At 43.1% G+C, this 24,797-nt stretch carries 21 protein-coding genes and 1 rRNA gene; 11 read left to right on the forward strand and 11 right to left on the reverse strand.

The window, feature by feature from the left end; translation table 11 throughout:
- Nucleotides 1–15: 15 nt before the first annotated feature.
- On the forward strand, nt 16–150 hold the full coding sequence (locus OCU78_RS14060; RefSeq protein ID WP_261856019.1) for a hypothetical protein: 135 nt from the start codon (nt 16–18) through the stop codon (nt 148–150).
- Nucleotides 151–343: 193 nt separating this feature from the next.
- Here OCU78_RS14060 and OCU78_RS14065 read toward each other — a convergent pair.
- The 7 genes from OCU78_RS14065 to trxA form a co-directional block, all read right to left on the reverse strand.
- Nucleotides 344–1,898 (reverse strand): 16S ribosomal RNA (locus OCU78_RS14065).
- A gap of 564 nt (nt 1,899–2,462) precedes the next feature.
- The gene (fre, locus tag OCU78_RS14070) at nt 2,463–3,176 is read right to left on the reverse strand and encodes an NAD(P)H-flavin reductase (protein ID WP_137375513.1); all 714 of its coding nucleotides are present in this window, start codon (nt 3,174–3,176) and stop codon (nt 2,463–2,465) included.
- Between the two features lie 19 nt (nt 3,177–3,195).
- Nucleotides 3,196–3,465 carry a 2Fe-2S iron-sulfur cluster-binding protein gene (locus tag OCU78_RS14075; protein ID WP_137375514.1) on the reverse strand — a complete coding sequence of 90 codons (270 nt, stop codon included), beginning with the start codon at nt 3,463–3,465 and terminating at the stop codon, nt 3,196–3,198.
- On the reverse strand, nt 3,462–5,306 hold the full coding sequence (ubiD, locus tag OCU78_RS14080; protein WP_137375515.1) for a 4-hydroxy-3-polyprenylbenzoate decarboxylase: 1,845 nt from the start codon (nt 5,304–5,306) through the stop codon (nt 3,462–3,464). The genes OCU78_RS14075 and ubiD overlap by 4 nt, the downstream gene beginning before the upstream one ends.
- Before the next feature lie 99 nt (nt 5,307–5,405).
- Nucleotides 5,406–6,401: a hypothetical protein gene (locus OCU78_RS14085; protein ID WP_137375516.1), complete on the reverse strand. Its 996-nt coding sequence runs from the start codon at nt 6,399–6,401 to the stop codon at nt 5,406–5,408.
- Between the two features lie 106 nt (nt 6,402–6,507).
- Complete coding sequence (rho, locus tag OCU78_RS14090) at nt 6,508–7,770, reverse strand: transcription termination factor Rho (RefSeq protein WP_137375542.1); 1,263 nt, start codon at nt 7,768–7,770, stop codon at nt 6,508–6,510.
- 199 nt (nt 7,771–7,969) lie between these two features.
- Entirely contained in the window at nt 7,970–8,296 is a 327-nt protein-coding gene (gene trxA, locus OCU78_RS14095; protein WP_010440700.1) for a thioredoxin TrxA, read from the reverse strand.
- 111 nt (nt 8,297–8,407) lie between these two features.
- Here trxA and rhlB point away from each other — a divergent pair, with 111 nt between their 5' ends.
- Both rhlB and gppA read left to right on the forward strand, forming a co-directional pair.
- Entirely contained in the window at nt 8,408–9,718 is a 1,311-nt protein-coding gene (rhlB, locus tag OCU78_RS14100) for an ATP-dependent RNA helicase RhlB (protein WP_137375517.1), read from the forward strand.
- A gap of 6 nt (nt 9,719–9,724) precedes the next feature.
- Nucleotides 9,725–11,221: a guanosine-5'-triphosphate,3'-diphosphate diphosphatase gene (gppA, locus tag OCU78_RS14105; RefSeq protein ID WP_137375518.1), complete on the forward strand. Its 1,497-nt coding sequence runs from the start codon at nt 9,725–9,727 to the stop codon at nt 11,219–11,221.
- Nucleotides 11,222–11,379: 158 nt separating this feature from the next.
- On the opposite strand, the gene OCU78_RS14110 is transcribed toward gppA, so the two are convergent.
- From OCU78_RS14110 to recQ, 3 genes are all read right to left on the reverse strand, one after another.
- Nucleotides 11,380–12,051, reverse strand: a complete 672-nt coding sequence (locus tag OCU78_RS14110) for a 7-cyano-7-deazaguanine/7-aminomethyl-7-deazaguanine transporter (protein WP_137375519.1) — start codon at nt 12,049–12,051, stop codon at nt 11,380–11,382.
- Between the two features lie 231 nt (nt 12,052–12,282).
- The gene (locus tag OCU78_RS14115; RefSeq protein ID WP_137375520.1) at nt 12,283–12,594 is read right to left on the reverse strand and encodes a DUF3630 family protein; all 312 of its coding nucleotides are present in this window, start codon (nt 12,592–12,594) and stop codon (nt 12,283–12,285) included.
- A 63-nt stretch (nt 12,595–12,657) separates the two neighbouring features.
- On the reverse strand, nt 12,658–14,496 hold the full coding sequence (gene recQ / locus OCU78_RS14120; protein WP_137375521.1) for an ATP-dependent DNA helicase RecQ: 1,839 nt from the start codon (nt 14,494–14,496) through the stop codon (nt 12,658–12,660).
- A gap of 180 nt (nt 14,497–14,676) precedes the next feature.
- Between recQ and rarD the strand changes: the two genes are divergently transcribed.
- From rarD to ggt, 4 genes are all read left to right on the forward strand, one after another.
- Nucleotides 14,677–15,585 carry an EamA family transporter RarD gene (gene rarD, locus OCU78_RS14125; protein ID WP_137375522.1) on the forward strand — a complete coding sequence of 303 codons (909 nt, stop codon included), beginning with the start codon at nt 14,677–14,679 and terminating at the stop codon, nt 15,583–15,585.
- An 85-nt stretch (nt 15,586–15,670) separates the two neighbouring features.
- A complete protein-coding gene (locus OCU78_RS14130; RefSeq protein ID WP_137375523.1) occupies nt 15,671–16,465 on the forward strand; it encodes a helix-turn-helix domain-containing protein in 795 nt (264 codons plus the stop codon).
- A gap of 91 nt (nt 16,466–16,556) precedes the next feature.
- Nucleotides 16,557–17,219, forward strand: coding sequence for a LysE family translocator (locus OCU78_RS14135; protein WP_137375524.1), 663 nt, complete (start codon nt 16,557–16,559; stop codon nt 17,217–17,219).
- Nucleotides 17,220–17,310: 91 nt separating this feature from the next.
- Entirely contained in the window at nt 17,311–19,068 is a 1,758-nt protein-coding gene (gene ggt / locus OCU78_RS14140; protein WP_137375525.1) for a gamma-glutamyltransferase, read from the forward strand.
- Between the two features lie 750 nt (nt 19,069–19,818).
- Here ggt and uvrD read toward each other — a convergent pair.
- On the reverse strand, nt 19,819–21,993 hold the full coding sequence (uvrD, locus tag OCU78_RS14145; protein WP_137375526.1) for a DNA helicase II: 2,175 nt from the start codon (nt 21,991–21,993) through the stop codon (nt 19,819–19,821).
- A gap of 263 nt (nt 21,994–22,256) precedes the next feature.
- Between uvrD and OCU78_RS14150 the strand changes: the two genes are divergently transcribed.
- The 4 genes from OCU78_RS14150 to OCU78_RS14165 all read left to right on the forward strand — a co-directional run bounded on the left by OCU78_RS14150 (nt 22,257) and on the right by OCU78_RS14165 (nt 24,735).
- Nucleotides 22,257–22,517, forward strand: coding sequence for a BufA1 family periplasmic bufferin-type metallophore (locus OCU78_RS14150; RefSeq protein ID WP_137375527.1), 261 nt, complete (start codon nt 22,257–22,259; stop codon nt 22,515–22,517).
- A gap of 100 nt (nt 22,518–22,617) precedes the next feature.
- Nucleotides 22,618–23,490: an MNIO family bufferin maturase gene (bufB, locus tag OCU78_RS14155; protein ID WP_137375528.1), complete on the forward strand. Its 873-nt coding sequence runs from the start codon at nt 22,618–22,620 to the stop codon at nt 23,488–23,490.
- Entirely contained in the window at nt 23,487–24,284 is a 798-nt protein-coding gene (locus tag OCU78_RS14160; RefSeq protein WP_137375529.1) for an HvfC/BufC N-terminal domain-containing protein, read from the forward strand. The genes bufB and OCU78_RS14160 overlap by 4 nt, the downstream gene beginning before the upstream one ends.
- Nucleotides 24,277–24,735: a DoxX family protein gene (locus OCU78_RS14165; RefSeq protein ID WP_137375530.1), complete on the forward strand. Its 459-nt coding sequence runs from the start codon at nt 24,277–24,279 to the stop codon at nt 24,733–24,735. The genes OCU78_RS14160 and OCU78_RS14165 overlap by 8 nt, the downstream gene beginning before the upstream one ends.
- Nucleotides 24,736–24,797 lie beyond the last annotated feature (62 nt).

A 24,797-nucleotide genomic window follows, 5' to 3' on the forward strand; every position in this document is an offset into this window, starting at 1 on the left:
GAAAGGGTCTTGTGTATGGCAACTAACCAAGGTTTTGGTTGTCATCAAGAAGGGTTAATTCTTGATAACTGTTTGCCGGACTCAATTGTGAATCAAACTAGGTTTGATTCGAATACAAGACACTTGAATGTGTTTGTTGTGTTTATCTAGTTAAAGATAAACATTGAGAACTTTTAAATTTGATTGAATTACTCGTAAGTAATCAATCAGTCAGCTTTCCAAATTGTTAAAGAGCATAAAGCAAAAAGCTTTAATCAATAACTCGCGTTATTAATTAAAGCTCTGGCTTTAACTAAATCTAAACCATCAATCTGTGTGGGTACTCATCAACGATATCTTCGTATAAGGAGGTGATCCAGCCCCAGGTTCCCCTAGGGCTACCTTGTTACGACTTCACCCCAGTCATGAACCACAAAGTGGTGAGCGTCCTCCCCGAAAGGTTAAACTACCCACTTCTTTTGCAGCCCACTCCCATGGTGTGACGGGCGGTGTGTACAAGGCCCGGGAACGTATTCACCGTGACATTCTGATTCACGATTACTAGCGATTCCGACTTCATGGAGTCGAGTTGCAGACTCCAATCCGGACTACGACGCACTTTTTGGGATTCGCTCACTATCGCTAGCTTGCTGCCCTCTGTATGCGCCATTGTAGCACGTGTGTAGCCCTACTCGTAAGGGCCATGATGACTTGACGTCGTCCCCACCTTCCTCCGGTTTATCACCGGCAGTCTCCCTGGAGTTCCCGACATTACTCGCTGGCAAACAAGGATAAGGGTTGCGCTCGTTGCGGGACTTAACCCAACATTTCACAACACGAGCTGACGACAGCCATGCAGCACCTGTCTCAGAGCTCCCGAAGGCACACCTGCGTCTCCGCTGGCTTCTCTGGATGTCAAGAGTAGGTAAGGTTCTTCGCGTTGCATCGAATTAAACCACATGCTCCACCGCTTGTGCGGGCCCCCGTCAATTCATTTGAGTTTTAATCTTGCGACCGTACTCCCCAGGCGGTCTACTTAACGCGTTAGCTCCGAAAGCCACGGCTCAAGGCCACAACCTCCAAGTAGACATCGTTTACGGCGTGGACTACCAGGGTATCTAATCCTGTTTGCTCCCCACGCTTTCGCATCTGAGTGTCAGTATCTGTCCAGGGGGCCGCCTTCGCCACTGGTATTCCTTCAGATCTCTACGCATTTCACCGCTACACCTGAAATTCTACCCCCCTCTACAGTACTCTAGTTCACCAGTTTCAAATGCAGTTCCGAGGTTGAGCCCCGGGCTTTCACATCTGACTTAATGAACCACCTGCATGCGCTTTACGCCCAGTAATTCCGATTAACGCTCGCACCCTCCGTATTACCGCGGCTGCTGGCACGGAGTTAGCCGGTGCTTCTTCTGTTGCTAACGTCAAGAGATAAGCGTATTAAGCTTACCCCCTTCCTCACAACTGAAAGTACTTTACAACCCGAAGGCCTTCTTCATACACGCGGCATGGCTGCATCAGGCTTTCGCCCATTGTGCAATATTCCCCACTGCTGCCTCCCGTAGGAGTCTGGACCGTGTCTCAGTTCCAGTGTGGCTGATCATCCTCTCAGACCAGCTAGGGATCGTCGCCTTGGTGAGCCATTACCTCACCAACTAGCTAATCCCACCTAGGCGTATCCGGTAGCACAAGGCCCGAAGGTCCCCTGCTTTGCTCCATAGAGATTATGCGGTATTAGCCATCGTTTCCAATGGTTATCCCCCTCTACCGGGCAACTTCCTAGGCATTACTCACCCGTCCGCCGCTCGACGCCCAACAAATCATCCGAAGAGTCAATGTTGTCGTTTCCGCTCGACTTGCATGTGTTAGGCCTGCCGCCAGCGTTCAATCTGAGCCATGATCAAACTCTTCAATTTAAGATTTTGTCGGCTCAATGAATACTGACTTCAAAACTAATATTCACCACTCTTTCGAAAAAAATAGGAACATGTAATTCTAAAGCTATTACCATTCCAACAGAATGGTAATGAATTGACTGTGCCAAATAACCGAAGTTATTCGTATTGGTCACTCAGTTCATTGAAACCAAATTGATTTCCGAGGAAATCTTGCTTTGCTAATACAAAACAAATTTTGATATTCATCAACGAGTGCCCACACAGATTGATAGGTTTAAATTGTTAAAGAGCTTTGCTTTTCGAAGTCTTCTTCTCAAAGCGGACGGTCATTCTAGCGAATTAGCATTCAGTGTCAAACACTTTTTGAAATTTAATTTCTTACCTGATTCCGTCTTACCGATTACGCTTGAAGCCTTATGGCGTATGCCTTCTCAGTGGGGTCGCATTATAGGGAGCTCTCGAAACATAGCAACTACTTTTTCATAAAAAATGAATAAATAGAGGTTAACTGCTCAATAGATCACCAAACATTAAAAAAGAGAGCATTTCTGCTCTCTTTTTACTCTAACATCCGACTTTTTACTAAATAAAAGCGTAAGCATCTGCGTACATATGATCGCTCTTTGCTTGTTTATTTTGGGTAAACAAGTCACGTGCAGCACCAGCCATTTCAAAACGACCAGCAATATAGATGTCGTAATCAGCTAAAGAATCAAAGTCTTCACTAATTGCTTGAAGAACGTTTCCTGTCTTGCCACCCCAACCAGCTGGTACCTCTTCGACTACAGGCACAAAGTGAACGTTATCATTGCTTGCGGCTATTTTCAGTAGTTCAGATTGTGCATACAACTGGCGCTCGTCTTTACCACCCCAATATAGATAGATAGGGTTCGACTTACTCTGCGCGATACAGTGATCTAAGATTGAACGTACGTAGCTAAAACCAGTACCACCAGCAATAAGTAAAAGAGGACGTTCACTTTCTTCTTTAACCCATGCATCACCATGTGGCGCATCGATATCAATATCACCATCTTCTGCTAATGCTTTTTTCATCGCTTCTACAACTTCTAGAGCATAGGCATTGTGTTCAGCAGCACCAATATGAAGCTCTAATTCACCTTCATGGCGGCAAGGGCTGCTCGCAATTGAAAATGGACGCTTGTCTTTCTCGCCCATTTCTACCATCAAGTATTGCCCTGCTTTAAAAGTCACGGGAGTTTCTGGGTGAAGCAATATTTGATACGTGTTACAGGCTAATGGTTCAATAGACTTAACTTTACATTTAATTGTCATGTTTTCCTCTCGCTAACCTTTAATCTTCAAAGGTTAAAACTAAATTACTTTCTGCAAATGCCTGACAAGCAAAAACCCAACCTTGTGCTTGCTCTTTCTCTGTGAGCATAGGTTCAAGGTGATAACTGACTTGTCCTTCTAATTTTTTACACAGGCACATAGCACATGCACCTACTTGGCAACGGTTTGGGAAGTTAATATTGCTGTTGAGCGCAGCCTCCAAAACCGTTTGCCCGCTTTCTATATCGAAACTAATATTTTCTGGATACAAGACTACTTGGTAGCTCATAAAATTCCTAGTTGATCCCAAATACTATCAATTTTTTGTACAACTTTAGGATCTTTAGTTATTGGAGTACCCCACTCACGTAGGCACTCTTCACCTTGAACTTTATTCGTTGCGTCTAAACCCATTTTAGAAGGTTCTGAATTACTCTCTAAAAATAAAGTATCTCTTGATGGATCCATACGAGTTGTAATAGCCCAGATAATATCGTTCCAATCTCGGACATTTACATCTTCATCGCATACGATAACGAATTTGTTTTCAGTGAACTGAGCCCAGATACCATTGATGACTTTCTTTGTATGACCTGCTGATGTTTTATTAATAGAAACAATCACCATGCTTTGGTTTTCATTTTGCAGGTGGATATCGATTATCTCTGGGAAGACTTTTGCTAATTCAGCCAGGTGCTTTTCGGTTTCTTCTTTATTGAGAAGAAGCGGAGTAATCTCAGTAGAAAGCGCTAATTCAGCCTCCCACTTTTTAGTAATATCCAACCCCATCTTAGAACCCAAACCTACAACGGGAGAAGCAAAGTCTAATGAATCAATCGGAGTATTCTCGATCATGAGGCTATCGCGTACTGGGTCCATGTGTTCCGCCATAGCCTGAGTCACGGATGACCAATCCCGAGCATTCACATCTTCATCGCATACTAGAACAAACTTGGTATACATGAACTGACGTAAAAAGGACCAAACTCCCATCATTACGCGTTTCGCGTGACCTGGGTATTGCTTCTTCATTGTCACCACCGCCATTCGGTATGAACAACCTTCTGGTGGCAGATAAAAATCTTCAATTTCCGGGAACTGTTTTTGAAGAATAGGTACAAACACTTCATTAAGTGCAACACCTAGAACTGCGGGTTCATCAGGTGGGCGCCCAGTATAAGTACTATGATAGATAGGGTTCTCGCGCATAGTTACATGAGTAATAGTAAACACATGATGCTTTTCTTTCTCATTGTAGTAACCAGTATGGTCTCCATACGGTCCTTCGTCTGCGAATTCATTCGGGTCTATATAGCCTTCCATTACTATTTCAGCGCTAGCAGGAACTTCTAAATCATTGCTGATGGATTTGACCACTTCCGTTTTACTACCACGTAATAAACCAGCAAAAGCATATTCAGATAATGAGTCAGGAACTGGGGTCACTGCCCCTAAGATTGTTGCTGGGTCAGCACCAAAAGCAACAGATACAGGAAATGGCTTTCCTGGATTCGTTTCCATCCACTCTCGTAGATCAAGTGCACCACCACGGTGAGCAAGCCAGCGCATGATGATTTTATTCTTGCCTATTTTCTGTTGACGATAGATACCAAGATTTTGGCGCTTCTTATTCGGACCACGCGTAACAGTAAGACCCCAAGTTAAAAGCGGTGCGACATCATCCGCCCAACAACTCATCACAGGAATCTTATCAAGATCAACATCATCACCTTGCCATACAACTTGTTGGCAAGCCGCTTTACGTAAACGTTTAGCAGGCATATTCAGAACTTGTTTGAATACTGGTAGCTTATCTAAAGCATCTTTAAAACCTTTTGGCGGTTCAGGCTCTTTTAAATAAGCTAACAGCTTGCCAACCTCTCGGAGCTCTTTTACGTCTTGTCTTCCCATACCAATCGCGACACGCTGTGCCGTACCAAACAAGTTGGTTAAAACAGGAAAATCATAACCGATAGGGTTTTCAAACAACAACGCAGGACCACCAGCTCGTAAAGTACGATCACTGATTTCCGTCATTTCATAGTGAGGGTCAATTGGGTGAGCAATGCGTTTCAATTGACCATTCTTTTCTAGATGGTCAATAAAATCTCGTAAATCCTTAAAACTCATAGGGCTTCTAAATGGCTGGTTAATCTACAAACAGTATAACAAAAAGGGAAACGCATCGGTCCCCCTTTTTAGTAAGGTTATCTGGCATTTGGATCTCAGTTAAGGAATGAATTTTTGTATCAAAGAGCCTTTCACTGTCGGGTTATCATCAACGAGGTCTTGTAACCAAAGGGTATGACCTTGTTTAGCTAGCTCCCTTGCCACTAAAGGAGCCTCTTCCGCAATTGCCATTCGAGACACAAGAAATGCTTTAACATCATCAGGTAGAGGATTAACTCTTGTTAGCAACGTGATCGCTTCATCTTTTAATCTAGGATTTTTAGTTGCCTCCATAACTTGCTGTAGCGCGAAAGGCTGATGCGTTTTTGCCAACCTCTCTAATTCAGCCTGACTATGGTAGTCCGCTCTCATTTTCCATAGTAGCTGATATACAGATGCGTCTTCACTGACTTGGGCAAACCGAACCACCACTTGTGTTGACGGTAACCAACTCACAATAGTCGAGCCAGCAAATTGGCTAGATAAGAAGTCCACGGCTTCAGGTGACAAGCTATCCAGTTCGCGGATCAGTAAAGCTTCACGTGCCTGTACTTGATGATCTGATCCCGATAACCACTTCTGTAAATCGAGTTGCTTTTTCTCAGCATCTAAAACAAAGACAAGCGTCGTTTGATCTTGTCGCCACTGCTTTATTAGTCGGCTTGCGATTGAAGGAAAATTAAATGCTGGAGTTGTGAATTCATAACCATCCCCTCGCTCCAAGACTTGGTACGTGGGCACGATTGCACGTTGCTGCTCAATGAAAATAGACATCTTCGCTGTTAAAACAACGTTCTGCTGTTCAAGCTTTTTTAACAGCTGGTATCGAGCAACTTCTTGTTGAGGGAAAGCTAAACGCTCTAAAGAAAATCGCAGTGAATCAACTTCATCACGCATGACAAGCTCAAGAAGCTCTGCGGTTTTTGATTGTATTTGCTCATTCTCAAGCCAAGTTTCTACTGCCTGTGAAGACATTTCAGTTGCATGCCCCATACCTACAGAAGATACGAGCAAAGAGGTAGACAGGAGTAATGACGACAACAGTCCGTGTTGCATGTTAACTTCCTTGTAACATTTTTGTTCATTCTGCAAGCAGTACAGAAAAAATGCAAATAAAAAACGCCGCCCTTGGGCAGCGTTTCATTACTTCAGATAACTCACGTTACTTCTGACGACGCATAGCATCGAAGAACTCATCATTGGTCTTCGTCATTGCTAGCTTGTCGATAAGGAATTCCATTGCATCGATTTCGCCCATTGGGTGAACAATCTTACGTAGAATCCACATTTTCTGCAGTTCATCTTTCTTCGTCAGCAATTCTTCACGACGAGTACCAGAGCGGTTAAAATCGATAGCCGGGAATACACGCTTTTCCGCAATCTTACGGTTTAAGTGCAATTCCATGTTACCAGTACCTTTAAATTCTTCGTAGATAACTTCATCCATCTTAGAACCAGTATCAACCAATGCAGTTGCGATGATAGTTAAGCTTCCGCCTTCTTCAACATTACGAGCTGCACCGAAGAAACGCTTTGGACGATGTAGAGCATTTGCATCTACACCACCAGTCAAAACTTTACCTGACGATGGAACAACAGTGTTGTAAGCACGAGCTAAACGAGTAATTGAATCAAGTAAGATAACAACGTCTTTCTTGTGCTCAACTAAACGTTTCGCTTTTTCGATAACCATTTCTGCAACTTGTACGTGGCGAGATGCTGGTTCATCAAATGTTGATGCTACAACTTCACCTTTAACTAGACGCTGCATTTCAGTTACTTCTTCAGGACGCTCATCGATAAGTAAAACCATCAACTCACATTCTGGGTGGTTACGAGCAATGCTTTGAGCAATGTTCTGTAACAGCATTGTTTTACCCGCTTTTGGCGGAGCAACGATAAGACCACGCTGACCTTTACCAATTGGTGAAGCGAGATCTAGGATTCGAGCTGTAATATCTTCAGTCGCACCGTTACCTGCTTCCATAACCATACGCTCGTTCGCGTGAAGTGGTGTAAGGTTTTCAAAAAGGATTTTATTACGTGCGTTATCTGGCTTATCGTAGTTAACCGTATTTACTTTCAGTAGTGCAAAGTAACGTTCGCCATCTTTTGGTGGGCGAATCTTTCCGGCAATTGAGTCGCCAGTACGTAAGTTGAAACGACGAATCTGACTCGGTGATACATAAATATCATCAGGACCAGCAAGGTACGAACTGTCGGCGCTACGTAGGAAACCAAAACCGTCTTGAAGAATTTCCAGTACCCCGTCGCCAAAAATGTCTTCACCACTTTTTGCATGCGCTTTAAGGATGGAGAAGATAATATCTTGTTTTCTTAGACGCGCTTGATTTTCAAGACCTAAGCTTTCGCTAAGTTTAACAAGTTCAGACACAGGTCTGTTCTTCAGTTCAGTAAGATTCATAGTGGTGGAAGTTTGTTTAGTCAAAATAGGATCTGTTTTCTTAAGTTAAGAAGGATTTGGTCTCAGGATCGACCAAGAAGAGGAATGTTGTTCAATTAACGTGCGATAAATTAGCACTAATTATTAGCCTAGTCTAGCATTACAAAAAACAAAACCGCGCATTTTTCTTTGCGCGGTTTCTTTTCTAATACAAACCTAATTAAAGGTTAGCGTCTAAAAACTCTTTTAGTTGAGTCTTAGACAATGCACCAACTTTAGTTGCTGCTACACCGCCATCTTTAAAAAGAAGCAGTGTTGGAATTCCGCGGATACCAAACTTTGGTGGCGTTCCAGCATTCTGGTCGATATTTAGTTTACCGATAGTGAGCTTGCCTTCGTACTCATCTGCGATTTCATCAAGAATCGGGGCAATCATCTTACAAGGACCGCACCATTCTGCCCAAAAATCAACAAGAACAGGGCCTGCAGCATTGATTACATCGTTATCAAAACCGTCATCAGTTAGCTGCAAAATCTTATCACTCATCTTCCACTCCAATGTGTTTTTTAGAACTGGTTGGATGATAACCAGTAAATAGATGCCCTATTGGAATGTATTTACTTTCGTATTGCAAGCTTAAGCTGATATTCTATAGCGATGAAAAAGACGCATATCACAGAGCAAAAGTTCGCCGACTTGGATTTACTTCCGCAAGTCATTGAAGGATTGGAGAAAAAAGGGTTCGACTATTGTACCCCTATCCAAGCCTTGGCGCTCCCGGTACTGCTCACCGGCCAAGACATTGCAGGCCAGGCCCAAACGGGTACTGGTAAAACGCTTGCGTTTCTTACTGCTACTTTTAACCACCTGCTAAAAACACCTGAGCATGAAGGGCGTAAGCCTAACCAGCCACGTGCGATTATTATGGCACCAACGCGTGAACTAGCGATTCAGATCTACAACGATGCTGACTCTCTGGTTGCAAGCACAGGTATCAAAGCAGCACTCGCTTACGGTGGCGAAAGCTACGACAAGCAACTAGGTAAAATCGAAGAAGGCGCAGATATCTTAATTGGTACGACTGGCCGTATTATCGATTTCTACAAGCAGAAAGTGTTTAACCTTAACCACATTCAAGCCGTTGTACTTGATGAAGCAGACCGCATGTTCGATCTTGGCTTTATTAAAGACATTCGTTTCTTGTTCCGCCGTATGCCTGAGCCAAAAGATCGCCTGAACATGTTGTTCTCTGCGACGCTTTCTTACCGTGTACAAGAGCTTGCCTTTGAACACATGCACAACCCAGAGCATGTTGTTGTTGAGCCTGAGCGCAAAACGGGTCACCGTATTCAAGAAGAACTGTTCTACCCTTCTAACGAACACAAAATGGCACTTCTGCAAACACTTATTGAAGAAGAATGGCCAGATCGCGCAATCATTTTTGCAAACACAAAACACAAATGTGAATCAGTTTGGGGTCACCTAGCCGCTGATGGACACCGTGTTGGTTTACTAAACGGTGATGTACCACAGAAAAAACGTGAGAAGATTCTTGAGCAATTCACTCAAGGTGATGTCGACTTACTCGTTGCAACCGATGTTGCAGCACGTGGTCTACATATTCCACAAGTAACGCATGTATTCAACTTCGACCTACCTGACGATTGCGAAGATTACGTTCACCGTATCGGTCGTACGGGTCGTGCAGGTGAAAGTGGTCATTCAATTAGCTTTGCTTGTGAAGATTACGCAATCAATCTTCCACCAATCGAAGAATACATCGAGCATGCAATTCCAGTCTCTGATTATGATGCATCAGCATTATTAGAAGACCTACCAGCTCCACTGCGCTTACGCCCACGTAACCCGCAACAACGTCGCTCAAACAACAATGGTCCACGTAACGGTAACCGTAAGCCGCACCAAAACCGTCGCCCACGCCAACCGCGTCATAACAAGGAAGCTTAGTCGCTTATGAGTCAAACAGTGTCACCTCCGCTTTATGCTGCAATCGACCTCGGGTCGAACAGTTTTCATATGCTCGTTGTGCGTCATATCGATGGCAGCGTACAAACCATGGCAAAAATTAAACGCAAAGTTCGTTTAGCCGCAGGCTTAGATGAAAATAATGCGCTTAGTACTGAAGCCATGCAGCGCGGTTGGGACTGTTTGAGTCTCTTTGCAGAGCGATTACAAGATATTCCACCAGAAAATATCCGTATTGTCGGTACCGCAACCCTGCGTACCGCAACCAATGTGGATATTTTTCTAAAGAAAGCCAATGATATTCTTGGGCAAAAGATCAACGTTATCTCTGGGGAAGAAGAAGCCGCCACTATATATAAAGGTGTGGCTCATACTTCTGGAGGCAGTGGTCGCCGTTTAGTGGTTGATATTGGCGGAGCAAGTACCGAAGTTATAATTGGTGAAGGTTTCACAGCAAAAGCATTAACTAGCTTAAAAATGGGCTGTGTGACTTGGCTTGAACGCCACTTTAAAGATCGCCAATTGAATGCCAGCAACTTTGATAATGCTATAGAAGCAGCTAAAGCAACTCTATCTCCTATCCTTGATAACTATAACCAACTTGGTTGGGATGTCTGTGTAGGGGCGAGCGGTACTGTACAAGCCTTACAAGAAATCATGCTTGCGCAAGGTATGGATGAGGTAATCACTCTTACTAAACTTAAGCGCTTACAAAAACAAGCCATGCTTGCTGAGCGTTTAGAAGAATTAGAGATTGAGGGCTTAACACTAGAACGCGCTTTAGTATTCCCTAGTGGGCTATCAATACTGATTGCGATATTCGAGTCACTTAAAATCGAATCTATGACCCTTGCTGGCGGCGCTCTTCGTGAAGGCTTAGCTTACGAAATGGTCGATGAGCTTCGTCATGACAACATTCATAACCGCACAATTGCTAGCGTACAATCTCGCTACCAAATGGATGTTGAATACGGTGAACAAGTTGCAACACTTAGCCAGAATCTATTGTTGCAAGCCGGTGGTGACGAATGGATAAGTGAACCTCAAGCCTCGGTATTATTAACCACGGCTGCAAAACTGCATGAAATTGGGTTAACCATCGACTTTAAGAAAGGTGGTGAACACGGGGCATATTTACTACAAAACCTCGACCTTCCTGGTTTTACTCGTGCTCAAAAATTTTGCTTAGGTGAAATTGTGCGACGCTACCGAGAGCAGCTTACTTCATTACCAGAGCAACATGCGGTGTCTGGTACTAGCAGTAAACGTATTTTACGTCTTCTACGCTTAGCGACATTACTGACGCATCGTCGTAATACGCAGCTTGAGCCGCAAGTATCTCTTGAGGTCAATGGCGATAACCTTACTCTTTCAATTTCTAAGCAATGGTTAGTGGATAACCCACTCACAGCTGCTGAACTGGAAATTGAAGCCAACCGACAAAGCGATATTGGATGGCCGCTCGTAATAAACGCGAGTGAGTAGACATCGTAAGTTTGGTTGGAAGAACCAGACAATTGAAAGAATTGTGCATTCGAATTAAGTAATTATCGAATACAAAAAAGCCCAAGCAACTCGCTTGGGCTTTTTCTTATATCACGCACAAAGTGTATAGCATTTAAACCAGAAATTTTTAAACCAAATTAAGCATTCACACCCGTTGCTTTAAAGTCAGGATTTACGGCTGTTAATTTTCTTACTACAAAATTAAGAAGCACACCGTACATCGGAACAAACAAACCTAAACTGATAATTAGCTTAAACCCATAGTCCACCAGCGCAATTTCTGTCCAGTGTTCAGCCATGAAAGGATCAGGGCTTTGGTAGAAAGCAATCGCAAAGAAGGCAATCGTATCTAAAGCATTACCAATCAACGTTGAGCAAGTTGGGGCGACCCACCACTGCTTTAGCTGACGTAATCGGTTGAACACATGCACATCCAAGATTTGACCTAGCAAGTAAGCCATAAAACTTGCAGCAGCGATGCGGGCAACAAACAAGTTGAATTCAGACAGTTGACCAAAACCTTGGAATTGACCTTCAAAAAACACAACTGACAGCAAGTACGACACAGCAAGTGCAGGTAACATCACTAAGAAAATGATTTTACGGGCAAGCTTGGCGCCAAAAATACGAACAGTTAAATCAGTCGCTAAGAAGATAAACGGAAAAGTGAATGCGCCCCAAGTGGTATGCATTCCAAAGACGGTAAAGGGAAGTTGAACCAAATAATTGCTGGATGCAATGATCACCAAATGGAACAAAACTAGTAGTGCTAGGGCTTTGCGCTGTTGCGCAGGGGTAAAATTACTCATGCTGTAACCTTTTTAGTTTGGTTTGGGGGTGAGGGAACCCAAATCGAGTCTCTTAGTCAGTGATGAATAAGGCTCTTACCAATAATGTGAAAGACAAATGTATAAAATAAATCGCTCTACTGAGCGGCGAGCGATTATACATTAATCAATATTGGCTGCAATAATGGAGAAAAACGCAAACGTTTATCCCCTATAAATTATTTTTATCTTGCTTGTGACGACTCAACGTTTTTAAAAACCGCGTTCAAACAGTGTTGCTAAGTAATCAAATTCTTCTCGGCTTTCGGAGGCATTTAATGACTCTAACCAAATAGATTCACTGTAATGTTCCGACTTTAAGAAGAACTTACACCCTTCAAAGTCAATCAACCAAGAATGCATGTCCGCGTCCCACTGCTTTTCAACAATCGAAGCTGAAAGTAATGTGACTAAACGGTCACCGAGCTTAGGGTAAGAGTCAAAATCAAAACGAGGGGCAGTGATAAGTAATCGACCTTCATCAGCTAAGTATTCTCGTAGACCAAATTCCGTTTGTACTGTCATTTATCGTAACCGTTATTTATTGAGCTTCTTTATTAGAGTGCATTCTAGAGAAGAAAAGGCAGATTAACCGTGAGTCGTAATATGCTCTTGAATCAAATCCAAGAAAGGATCAGCGTACTTGTCTAACTTACGTTGACCAACACCATTTACAGCAAGCATTTCTCCATAAGAGGTTGGCAGCACTTCAGCCATATCAATCAATGTTGCATCACTGAACACCACATAAGGTGGTAAACCATCTTGATCGGCAATAGATTTACGCAGCTTACGAAGTTTGGCAAAGAGTTTCTTATCGTAATTCTTGCTCGTCAGTTTATCGGCTTTCGCACTTCTGACTGCGGTATCTAATCTAGGCACTGCAAGTTCTAAATTCATTTCACCACGCAGCAAAGGGCGTGCTTCTTCGGTTAACTGCAATGTTGAATTGCGAGTGATGTTTTGGAACAGCAGACCTTTATGAATAAGCTGCCTAAAAATACTGATCCAATAGTCATGGCTATGATCTCGACCAATCCCATAGGTTGAGAGCTTATCGTGTCCATTATCTCGCACTCGAATATTTTGCATTCCGCGCATTACTTCTACTACATAACCCATACCAAACGACTGGTTCACTCGGTAAACACATGACAGTGCTTTTTGCGCTTCTTCAGTAGCATCAAAGTGTTTCGGCGGATCTAAGCAGATATCACAGTTGCCACAAGGCTTGTCGCGATATTCGCCAAAGTAATTCAATAGCACTTGACGTCGACATGTTTGAGCTTCCGCAAACGCACTCATTGCATTGAGCTTATGGCTCTCCACTTGTTTCTGCGGGCCTTCTTCTTTCTCATCCAACATGCGGCGAAGCCAGCCAATATCAGCCGGGTCAAATAGCATCATTGCTTCTGCCGGTAACCCATCTCGCCCTGCTCTGCCTGTTTCTTGGTAATAAGACTCAATGTTGCGCGGAATATCAAAGTGCACAACAAAGCGTACATTGGGTTTATTGATTCCCATACCAAAGGCGACGGTTGCGACAACTATTTGGATGTCATCACGCTGAAAAGCTTCTTGCACATAAGCACGTTCATCGGTATCTAAACCTGCGTGGTAACTTGCCGCACGAATGCCGTTATTACACAGCTTTTCCGTAACCATTTCGACTTTCTTACGACTACCACAATAGATGATGCCGCAGTTGCCTTTCTGAGTTTCAAGATAGCGAACCACTTGTGATACAGGCTTATGTTTCTCAACTAAGTTGTATCGAATGTTTGGTCGGTCAAAACTGCCGAGGTAAGTATGAGGGTCCACCAACTGAAGACGCTGGATAATATCATTTCGAGTAGCGTCATCAGCCGTTGCTGTCAGCGCCATGTAGGGCACATGAGGGAAGTACTGTTTTAGCTGACCTAACGATGCGTATTCAGGTCTGAAATCATGACCCCATTGAGAAATACAATGCGCTTCATCTACCGCAATCATCGAAAGGGGTAAACCCTGTAAACGTTCAATGAAGTCACGCATGAGAACTCGCTCAGGAGAAACATACACCATCTTCAGCTGACCTGAATTCATACGGTTGAATACGCTAATTAAAGCATCGCGTGGCATAGAGGAGTTAATACACTCAGCCGCTACACCATCTGCTTTTAATTGGTCTACCTGATCTTTCATTAAAGAGATCAATGGAGAGATAACCAAAGTTAGCCCTTCACGCACTAGCGCTGGGATTTGGTAACAAAGCGATTTACCACCACCGGTCGGCATAATAACTAAACTATCTTGACCTTCAACCGCTAAGTCTATGACCTCTTTTTGACCGTCACGAAACTCCTGATAGCCAAATACATCTTGTAAAATGGTTTGGGCATCAGCGGTGGGCGTCGACGTTTGCTCTGCAATCAAAGTGGCGGTCATTGGGTATCCTAATCGAGGGTTTAATAAGCTCACTTGCGTGGTAAGCGAGGCGACACATTGTAGAGGGGAATGCTGGCGAATAAAACCGCAAATTATTAGGCTAAATGGTTTAACGCTCCTATACTGACCAACTCTCTTTATAAATCTAATTACTAGGTACTCAGTACCAGAGAAAGTCTCATGACTCCAGAAGAACAACAACGTACACGCCAAGGAATTTTGCTTGCCATTGGTGCATACACAATGTGGGGAATTGCCCCTATATATTTCAAATCTTTAAGTGACGTTTCACCGCTAGAGATCATCAGTCACCGCGTAGTGTGGTCATTCTTTTTGCTCGCATTTTTACTGCACCTCGGCCGTCGCTGGCGCAATGTTCGCGACACTCTGACTTCGAAACCAAAAGTTTTGCTTCTTATCGCGACTTCGATATTAATTGGAGCAAATTGGCTTATCTTTATTTGGGCAGTCAATTCAAACCACATGCTCGATGCCAGCTTAGGCTATTACATCAACCCCTTAATTAACGTGTTACTTGGAATGCTATTTCTTGGTGAGCGTTTAAGGAAATTACAGTGGTTTGCCGTTGCTCTTGCTGCCGTTGGTGTACTTATCCAGCTTATTGCTTTTGGGTCAATTCCTGTAGTCGCGATTGCGTTAGCTTGTAGTTTCGGTTTTTACGGACTGATGCGTAAGAAACTCAACTTAGAAGCACAGACAGGCTTATTCATTGAAACCTTAATCTTACTGCCGGTTGCTGCGGGCTATTTGCTGTTTATTGCCGACTCGCCAACTTCTCACTTCACTGCAAACCCTATTCAACTAAATCTACTACTAGTGGCGGCGGGCGTTATCACAACTTTACCTTTGCTCTGCTTTACTGGTGCTGCGACTCGCTTAAAGCTTTCAACGTTGGGATTTTTCCAATATATCGGCCCTAGTTTAATGTTCTTATTGGCTGTACTTATCTACGGGGAAGCCTTTAGTACAGATAAAGCCATCACATTCGCCTTTATTTGGGGTGCTTTAGTCGTCTTTAGCTTTGATGGGCTTCGTAATAATAAGAAAAGTAAACAAGCTAAAAGCTAGCTCTGCTGGTTTTTTACAAGACAACTTAGAAAGACAAAGTTAAGCTTGGTTGAATTGATGATAATTTAACCAAGCTTTTGGCATTATGGATAACGTTCACTACTATTCGACTCCAACTAAAGAAATCAGCTTAATTCAGGCTCAATACCAAGAGTTCGCTTTCCAACGCCACTACCACCTAGATTTTCACATAGGTCTGATTACCCAAGGACAACAAAAGTTTATCTATAAAGGCACCAGCCACCATGTTGGCAGCGGGCAAGTCGTCATAATGCCACCCGATGAACTTCATGATGGGCACTCAAAGCTGGATTCAGGTTACGAAGTCCGTGTATTTTCCGTTTCCCCTCAATGGTTTCAAGATCTTGCAGATCCCAACAAAAATGCTCACAACTTAAGCTTTTCAGAGCTGATCCTTTCCGATCAAGCTTCATTTTTACAATTACGCAACTTACACCAGCTATTAATACAGCCAAACATCAGCCAGCTTGCTCAAGACTGCCTCCCCTATGAGGGATTTTCGACAATAGTAGATCGATACGCGCAATTTGGATCAAAAGTAAATGTGCAGCTGGGTAACAAGGATGTCGATTCATTAAAAAGTTATTTACTGGAAAACTTAGATCAACCGGTAAGGCTCAATCACTTATCAGAGTTATGTGACCTGACCACAACTCAATTCCAAAGGCATTTCAAAAACAAAATGGGCATCACACCCTATGCTTGGTTAAGCCGTTTAAGAATGGAACAAAGCATGCGCTTAATTAAGTCAGGCGTGTGCGGGACAGAAGTCGCATTACAAGTCGGATTTTACGATCAAGCCCATTTCTCTAAAGCATTTAAAACAGTTTTTGGCGTTCCACCATCATTAATTCGTTGAGTGTTGATTATTTACAATTTGCCCCATAGTAAATACGGTAGGCTACGCTCAATACACACAAGAAGCTTATCTTCTAGCTTGAGAGCGACTAATGAACGAAGTCACAATACTAATTACCCTTGCCTCTATTCACTTTATTGCCTTGATGAGCCCTGGCCCTGATTTTGCTCTAGTTGTGCAAAATGCCACTCGTCACGGTCGACAAACTGGGCTATTTATCGCCCTAGGCTTGTCTTTCGGAATCCTACTTCATTCAATATTTAGCCTAACAGGTATCAGTTACCTCGTTCATCAGCAACCGACCGTTTTTGCTCTGCTACAATTAGCTGGTGGTAGTTATTTACTGTACTTGGGGTATGGGGCATTAAAAGCGACTTGGCATACCATCAACCACCACGATGATGAATCACCAGACACTGAAGCCAAAGATCTAATCCTGACAAATAAACGAGAAGCCTTCTCTAAAGGTTTCGCAACCAACATTCTTAATCCAAAAGCTTTAGTTTTCTTTATCAGCCTGATGTCGAGCTTAGTGCCAGCAGATATGTCGACGGCAGGGAAAGGCGCAGCGATGCTTATTTTATGGGGGCTTTCTTTATTTTGGTTCTCTTTATTAGCTTGGATGCTTTCAACTAAAACCTTACAGAAAAAGTTACATGAAGCGACCGTTTATATTGATGGATTATGTGGCGCGGTTTTCACCATAATCGGCATCAGTATTATTTGGCAATCTGCCATGGTCTTCGTGTCTTAAATTCGAATCAAGGTTACATTTTGTTAACAATAAACTAGATCTCTCTCGAATCCACTGCCAATCTAGCTCTGCATATTTAAAGGAGAAGAGCATGCAGTGGAAAACAAAACTTTCAACAATCGCCACCTCTACCCTAATTTTTGCCTCTCACGTCAGTTGGGCAAACCAAGCCGCAGATTCAGTTGCGCCTGAACACAGTAGTGGAATTGAAACCAAACAACTCGTTAAAGCGAAAGACTGGATGGTTACCGCCGCTAACCCCATAGCCACTCAAGCAGGGGCCGATGTTTTAGCTAGAGGCGGCAATGCTGTCGATGCCATGGTTGCAGTTCAACTTATGCTTGGCTTAGTCGAGCCTCAGTCATCAGGTATTGGTGGCGGGGCGTTCCTTGTCTATTGGGATGCCAAAAGTAATCAGCTCAAAACCTATGATGGGCGCGAAACGGCACCATTAGACGCCACTCCACAACTCTTTCAAGATAACAACGGGCAACCATTGAAGTTTTATGATGCCGTTGTGGGCGGTCGCTCTGTTGGCACACCAGGAACGGTCAAACTCTTATGGGATACTCATCAAAAATATGGAAAGCTTGATTGGGCGTCTTTAATCGCTCCGATCATAAAAGTGGCTCAAGATGGCTTTACCATTAGCCCTCGCCTAGCCACTCTAATTAATAATGATCAACAACGTTTAAGCCGCTTCCCAACAACAAAAGCGTATTTTTTTGATGCTAATGGGCAACCAAAAACAGCAGGTACTTTACTTAAAAACCCGGAATACGCAGAGACACTCCAATCTATAGCAAGCCAAGGCGCTAAAGCCTTTTATCAAGGTAATATCGCTAGCGACATTATTGCTACTGTTCAAAATGCTAAAGGTAACCCAGGCGTCTTAGCCCAAAAAGATTTCGATACCTATACCATTAAGCAGCGAACTCCGGTTTGTTCAGCCTACGAAAGTTATCAAGTCTGCGGAATGGGACCGCCAAGTTCAGGTGCTCTTACCGTAGGTCAAATTTTATCAATGACCGAACAATTTGATTTGAAATCATGGGGGCCAGATGACGCAAGATCATGGCAGGTGTTAGCTGATGCTTCTCTTCTAGCCTTTGCAGACCGCGGGATGTACATGGCAGACCAAGATTATGTGCCAGTGCCAACTCAAGGGTTAGTCAGTACTGACTATTTGAAAGAAAGAGCTCAATTGATTACGGCTGGCAAAGCATTAGATTCCGTATCAGCAGGCTCACCACCTTGGGATCATGCGATGCTACGCAGCCAAGACATCTCTATTGAGCTTCCTTCCACCAGCCATTTCAATATTGTTGATAGCGATGGCAACGTGATATCGATGACAACCACTATTGAAAATGCTTTTGGCTCTCGTTTAATGGTCAGAGGTTTCTTGCTAAATAATGAGTTAACCGATTTTTCATTCAAAACTCATAATGACGGTAAACCTATTGCGAACAGGCTTGAACCTGGGAAACGACCTCGCTCTTCAATGGCACCCACAATTATCATGCAAGACGATAAACCTTATATAGCAATAGGATCACCAGGTGGAAGCCGCATCATTGGTTACGTCGCTCAAGCGATTATCGCCCACACTCAATGGGATATGGATATTCAAGAAGCCATTAACCACCCTCATTTCTTAAACCGATTTGGCACACTAGATGTAGAGCAAGGAACTCAAGCCGAATTATTTAAACCAAAACTAGAAAAAATGGGCTTTAAGGTGAACGTTCGAGATCTAAATTCAGGTTTGCATGCGATCAGGATCACAAAAGATGGGCTAGAAGGAGCAGCAGACCCAAGACGTGAAGGAGCTGCAATCGGGCAATAGCCGTTAACACTCCCCTTTTTACTCGCTTGCTTGTAAGAGATCTCTCACAAGCAAGTGAGTAAATATCGATATTTACTTACGACAAACAGTAACACCCAACAGTAACCATCTGAAATATAAAGATACGTTCATTTAGCAAACGATTTTATCTGTAGAATTATCGCTTTTCTGCATTGCCGATAATTTCGATATGGGTAATATTAAAGGTGTCGGAAGGATGCTGACACGGAACAGGAAAACACCACGGAATTGGTTATCTTCAGGATGAAGATTTGGTTGCTCAGGATGAACAATCAGCAAGGAAAGCGAAAGGACATTGTACGGATACAATAGTAACTAGGATGGTTGCTACTAAGGAAGGCAATGGACACCTCTGGATGAGGAAAGGACTGAACATCAGGATGATGTAAAGGACACCGCTCAAGGAACAAGTGAAGCGCGCTAACGAGGACTGTTGGCAGATCAGGATAAGATCAAGGACACCGCTAGGATGGCGACGAAAGGAATACGCTGAAGGATAACAGCACACTATCATGGATTTGATGCATGGAGCACACTTAGTAGCCGGATTGCTGCGAGTAAGACTATAGACCCCGATGAGCGCAAGCTCTCGGGGTTTTTCTTTATCTGCGCACTTTGGTCGACTCACCTTATTTTTTAATAAGCTTAGAGCTATGGGAGCTTATAAAAAAGAGCAGCCGTTTAGCTACTCTTCCTTAATCTCGATTAACCTTTATTAATTCTACTCGCTTACAACTTCTCTAGCCTTGCATAAGCCGTCACTAACCACTTAATGCCCTCACCATTGAATGCGATTTGAACTCGGCTCTGAGGACCACTACCTTCAAAGTTAATAATAGTGCCTTCGCCAAATTTAGGATGTTTGACTCTCGACCCTAAACTAAACCCAGTTTCATTGAAATTTTCTTTAACCGCTGTTGGGCTAAAGCGACCACTAGAAGCTGGTCGGCTAATTTGTGCCTTCATGCGCACTTCATCTAAACACGTTTCAGGCAGCTCACGAATGAAACGAGATGGCTTATGGTACTTTTCCTGACCATATAAACGACGCATTTCCGCATAAGTGATGTAGAGCTTTTCCATTGCTCGAGTCATGCCTACATAACATAAGCGACGTTCTTCTTCTAAACGTCCCGCTTCTTCTGCCGACATTTGGCTTGGGAACATACCTTCTTCAACACCTACCATAAATACCATAGGGAATTCCAAGCCCTTCGCACTATGTAATGTCATCAGCTGAACTGCATCATCAAACTCATCGGCCTGCCCTTCACCTGCTTCAAGTGCTGCATGCGTTAAGAAAGCAGTCAGCATGCTCATTTCCTCAGCTTCTTCTGGCTTTTCAAATTGGCGAGTCGCTGTGACTAATTCTTCTAAGTTTTCAATACGAGCCTTCGATTTTTCGCCCTTTTCTTGCTCGTACATCGCAAACAAGCCAGACGATTTAATCACGTGGTCGGTTTGCTCATGCAGCCTCAATTCTATCGTGTCATCTTCCAGTGCATTGATAAGCTCAATAAAACGGCTCAAAGCCCCTGCAGCACGACCTGGTAAAACTTGTTCTTCTATCAGAGCAACACTTGCTTGCCACATCGTTGCACCACGATCACGTGCCGCAAGACGAATCGTTTCTAACGTTTTATCACCCAAGCCACGCGTTGGCGTATTAACGACACGCTCGAAGGCAGCATCATTGCTACGATTATTCATCAAGCGTAGGTAGCTCAAGGCATCTCTGATTTCCTGACGCTCGAAGAATCGCATGCCACCGTAGATTCGGTAAGGAAGACCACCTTGGATAAGCGCTTCTTCAAGCACACGAGATTGGGCGTTGTTACGATAAAGCATCGCAGTATCTTCTAGCGCTCCACCTTTCTCCTGCCACTCTTTGATTTTACTGACCGTGAAGCGCGCTTCATCTAATTCGTTATACGCTGAGTACACCGAAATAGGTTCGCCATCATTACCATCAGTCCATAATTCTTTGCCCATACGCTCCGTATTGTTGGCAATCAGCTCATTCGCAGCTTGAAGAATGGTTTTCGTTGAACGGTAATTTTGTTCAAGACGGATAGTTTCTGCACCAATAAATTCATCTAAGAATTTCTGAATATTCTCTATCTTCGCGCCACGCCATCCATAGATAGATTGATCATCATCGCCAACGATCATAACGCGACATTCAGGACCCGCCATCATTCGCAACCAAGCGTATTGAATGTTGTTGGTATCTTGAAATTCATCCACCAGAATATGTTTAAATCGAGCTTGGTAATGCTCTCGGATATGCTTTTTATCACGCAGTAATTCATGAGCTCGTAAAAGAATTTCTGCAAAGTCGACTAATCCGGCACGATCACACGCCTCTTGATACGCCGAGTAAATCTTCAACCATGTTTGGGTGACGGGATCATTGTAAGAATCAATATGGCTAGGTCGTAAGCCTTCATCTTTCTTCCCATTGATCCACCATGAGCCCTGTTTCGCAGGCCATTGCTTCTCATCTAAATTCTGAGCTTTAATCAAGCGGCGCAATAATCGAATCTGATCATCGGAGTCTATGATCTGGAAGTCTTCTGGCAATTTTGCATCTAAGTAGTGAGCTCGTAAAATTCGATGACAAATACCATGGAATGTACCATTCCACATTCCAGATGAACTGCCCATCATCAACTCATCAATACGACCACGCATTTCTGCCGCCGCTTTATTGGTAAACGTCACTGACATAATCGAAAAAGGAGATGCTTGCTCAACCGCTTGAAGCCAAGCAATGCGGTGTACTAAAACTCGAGTTTTACCACTACCAGCCCCCGCTAGAATAAGTCGATGTTCTAAAGGGGCGGCAACCGCCTCACGTTGTTTGTCGTTCAGGCCATCGAGTAAAAGCGAAGGATCTATCATGAATGGGCTCACTACTGGGTTTTTATACATAAAAGTTGATTATAACCTAAACACCCATCTCCGTTTAGAGTAATAAGCAGAAAAAAACATCAATTAATTATCATTAAAAATCAATCACTTGAATAAAAATCCCACGAATTCATTCATAAAAATCATTTTTTAATGAAATTATTTATCCGTTCTTCCTATCCTTTCTAATAAGCTGGTTAACATTTCATTAACTAGCCAACACAAATATAAATAAAGTCCTAGAGGGAATGACTATGAAAAATTCAAATCTTGCTGTAACTGCTGCGATCACGAGCCTACTTGCCTTTGGTGGTACTGTTTTAACTTCTGCACCCGCTGAAGCCGCGGCAAAAGAAAAGTGCTACGGCGTAGCGAAAGCTGGTAAAAATGACTGTGCGACCAAAACAAGCTCATGTGCGGGTACAGCAAAAGAAGACAACCAAAGTGATGCATTTGTTGTGGTACCTAAAGGACTATGTGGGAAGCTTTCAGGCGGTAGTACTCAATCTTCTTAAGTTTGATTCTGTGAGCCCATTCTATATGGGCTCACCAACTCATCGTTTAGTATTTTAGGTCTATGGTAGTTATATTCACTGAAGTTAAAGGAGAGCCACTTTGACACATCCTCTTCACCCAAAAGTTGGCGTAGGGTTAAGAACTCCCCATTTGGATTTTTTTAATCAAAACCCTGAGCAAGTCAGCTGGTTAGAAGTGCACAGTGAAAACTACTTTCAACCAAACTCTCCGCACCGTCATCAGCTTAATACCATCAGACAACATCATGAAATTAGCTGTCACGGGGTAGGTTTATCATTAGGCTCAGTAGAAAGAGTCAGTCACCATCACCTTTCTTTATTGAAGCATTTAATTAATGAAATCGAACCTTTTTTGATTTCCGATCATTTAAGCTGGAGCCAATCTGGTGGGCATCACTTTAATGACTTATTACCCCTTCCTTATACAGAAGAAGCTCTTGATGTGTTTTGTAGAAACGTCATCGAGGTTCAAGAGTACCTTCAGCGTGCCATCCTAATAGAGAACCCATCGAGCTATCTTAAATTCAATCACTCAACCATCGCTGAGTGGGATTTTTTAGCTGAAGTCCAAAAGCGAACAGAGTGCCGGCTATTACTCGACCTGAACAATGTGCACGTATCTGCTTTTAATCACGGGTTTGATTGCAAAACCTACCTAGAAGGAATACCTGCCAAAGCCGTTGATGAAATTCATTTAGCAGGATTTACGATTAAGCAGTTAGATGAAGGTGAAATTTGGATTGATACTCACAGTAAACCGGTGAGTAAAGAGGTGTGGGATCTTTTTAAAACTTGGACCACGCAACATGGTGAAAGGCATACCCTTATCGAATGGGATTTAGATTTACCAAAGCCAGAAGTACTGCTAGACGAAGCGATAAAGGCAAGCCAACAGCTTCGCCAAATTAGTCTTAATGATCAATACACATCTGCAGGGAGGAAAGCATCATGAGCGACTCTCTTGCTAAGATTCAACAAGAATTTGCTCGCGCTTTAAAGTATGAGAGCGATGGGGAGCGCTGTGACATTGTGAGTGATCACTTATCTGATACACTGCGAATTCAAATCTATCGCAATAATTTTGTTATCAGCTTAAGTGAAGTCATGAGTGCTACCTACCCTATGGTTGAAGCACTCGTGGGTGAAGAATGTTTTACTCAATTAGCAAGGCAGTATGTTCTGAGTACCCCACTCCACTCGGCTGATGTAAGTGAGTATGGTGAAGGGTTTAGTGAGACTATCCAGCTTTTCCCAAGTGTTATCGAAGCCGCACCCTACCTAAGTGAAGTGGCTCGTTTTGAGTGGTGTTGTGACCAAACCTTTCGCTCAGCACAATGCGAATTAACGCTTAAAACTATCCAACCTTTAACTGAGTTAGTTCATGTTGCACCCGAGATGCACCATCGTTTAATGCTTCATTTAAAAGATGGAGTAAGTTTATTTGACTCACCATATGCGCTTTATTCTCTCCAACAAGCCATTCTTGATAACAATATAGAGCAACTTAATATTCAGCAAAGTGAAACTGGTGTCATCACTTTAGCAAACACCCAACATACAAATGATGAACAAATTGTGTGTCACTCACTGACAAATGAAGCCTACCAACTCGTCATTGCAATCAACGATGGCAATTCCCTTAGCGAAATAGACCCACACCTTCTACCACATTTAGATTCAATTATTTCGCTTGGTATCGTGGCAGGATTCTCCGTTAGCGCCACTAAGGAGAAAATATATGAATAGTCCGAAGATAATAAACCTAGTCACTCAATATGATTCATTAATCGGCCGCTTACAGGCATTATTTGTCCCGCTGCTTTTACTCTTTTGTAGGGTATGGGTTGCCTGGGTCTTTTTCAATTCAGGGCTAACCAAAATTGCCTCATGGGATAGCACCTTGTATTTATTTGAGCTTGAATATCAGGTGCCTATTATTCCGTGGGAGTTAGCGGCTTACCTAGGCACCGCCGCCGAGCTCATTTTGCCTGTATTTATGGTTCTTGGGTTATTAACCAGACCAATGGCAGCCATACTCTTTGTCTTCAATATCATTGCCGTTGTTTCTTACCCTGTATTGTGGGAACAAGGTTTTTATGACCACCAATTATGGGGGTTAATGATATTAATCGTTGTCATCTGGGGAGCTGGTCCTTTATCCGCCGATAAGCTAATCAAATCCAAAGTAATAAATTAGCAACGCTACTTAAAGACTAACTCTACAAAAAAAGCCACTCAATTGAGTGGCTTTTTTTTAAA

Origin of the sequence: Vibrio gallaecicus, assembly GCF_024347495.1 — a bacterium.
GTDB lineage: Bacteria > Pseudomonadota > Gammaproteobacteria > Enterobacterales > Vibrionaceae > Vibrio > Vibrio gallaecicus.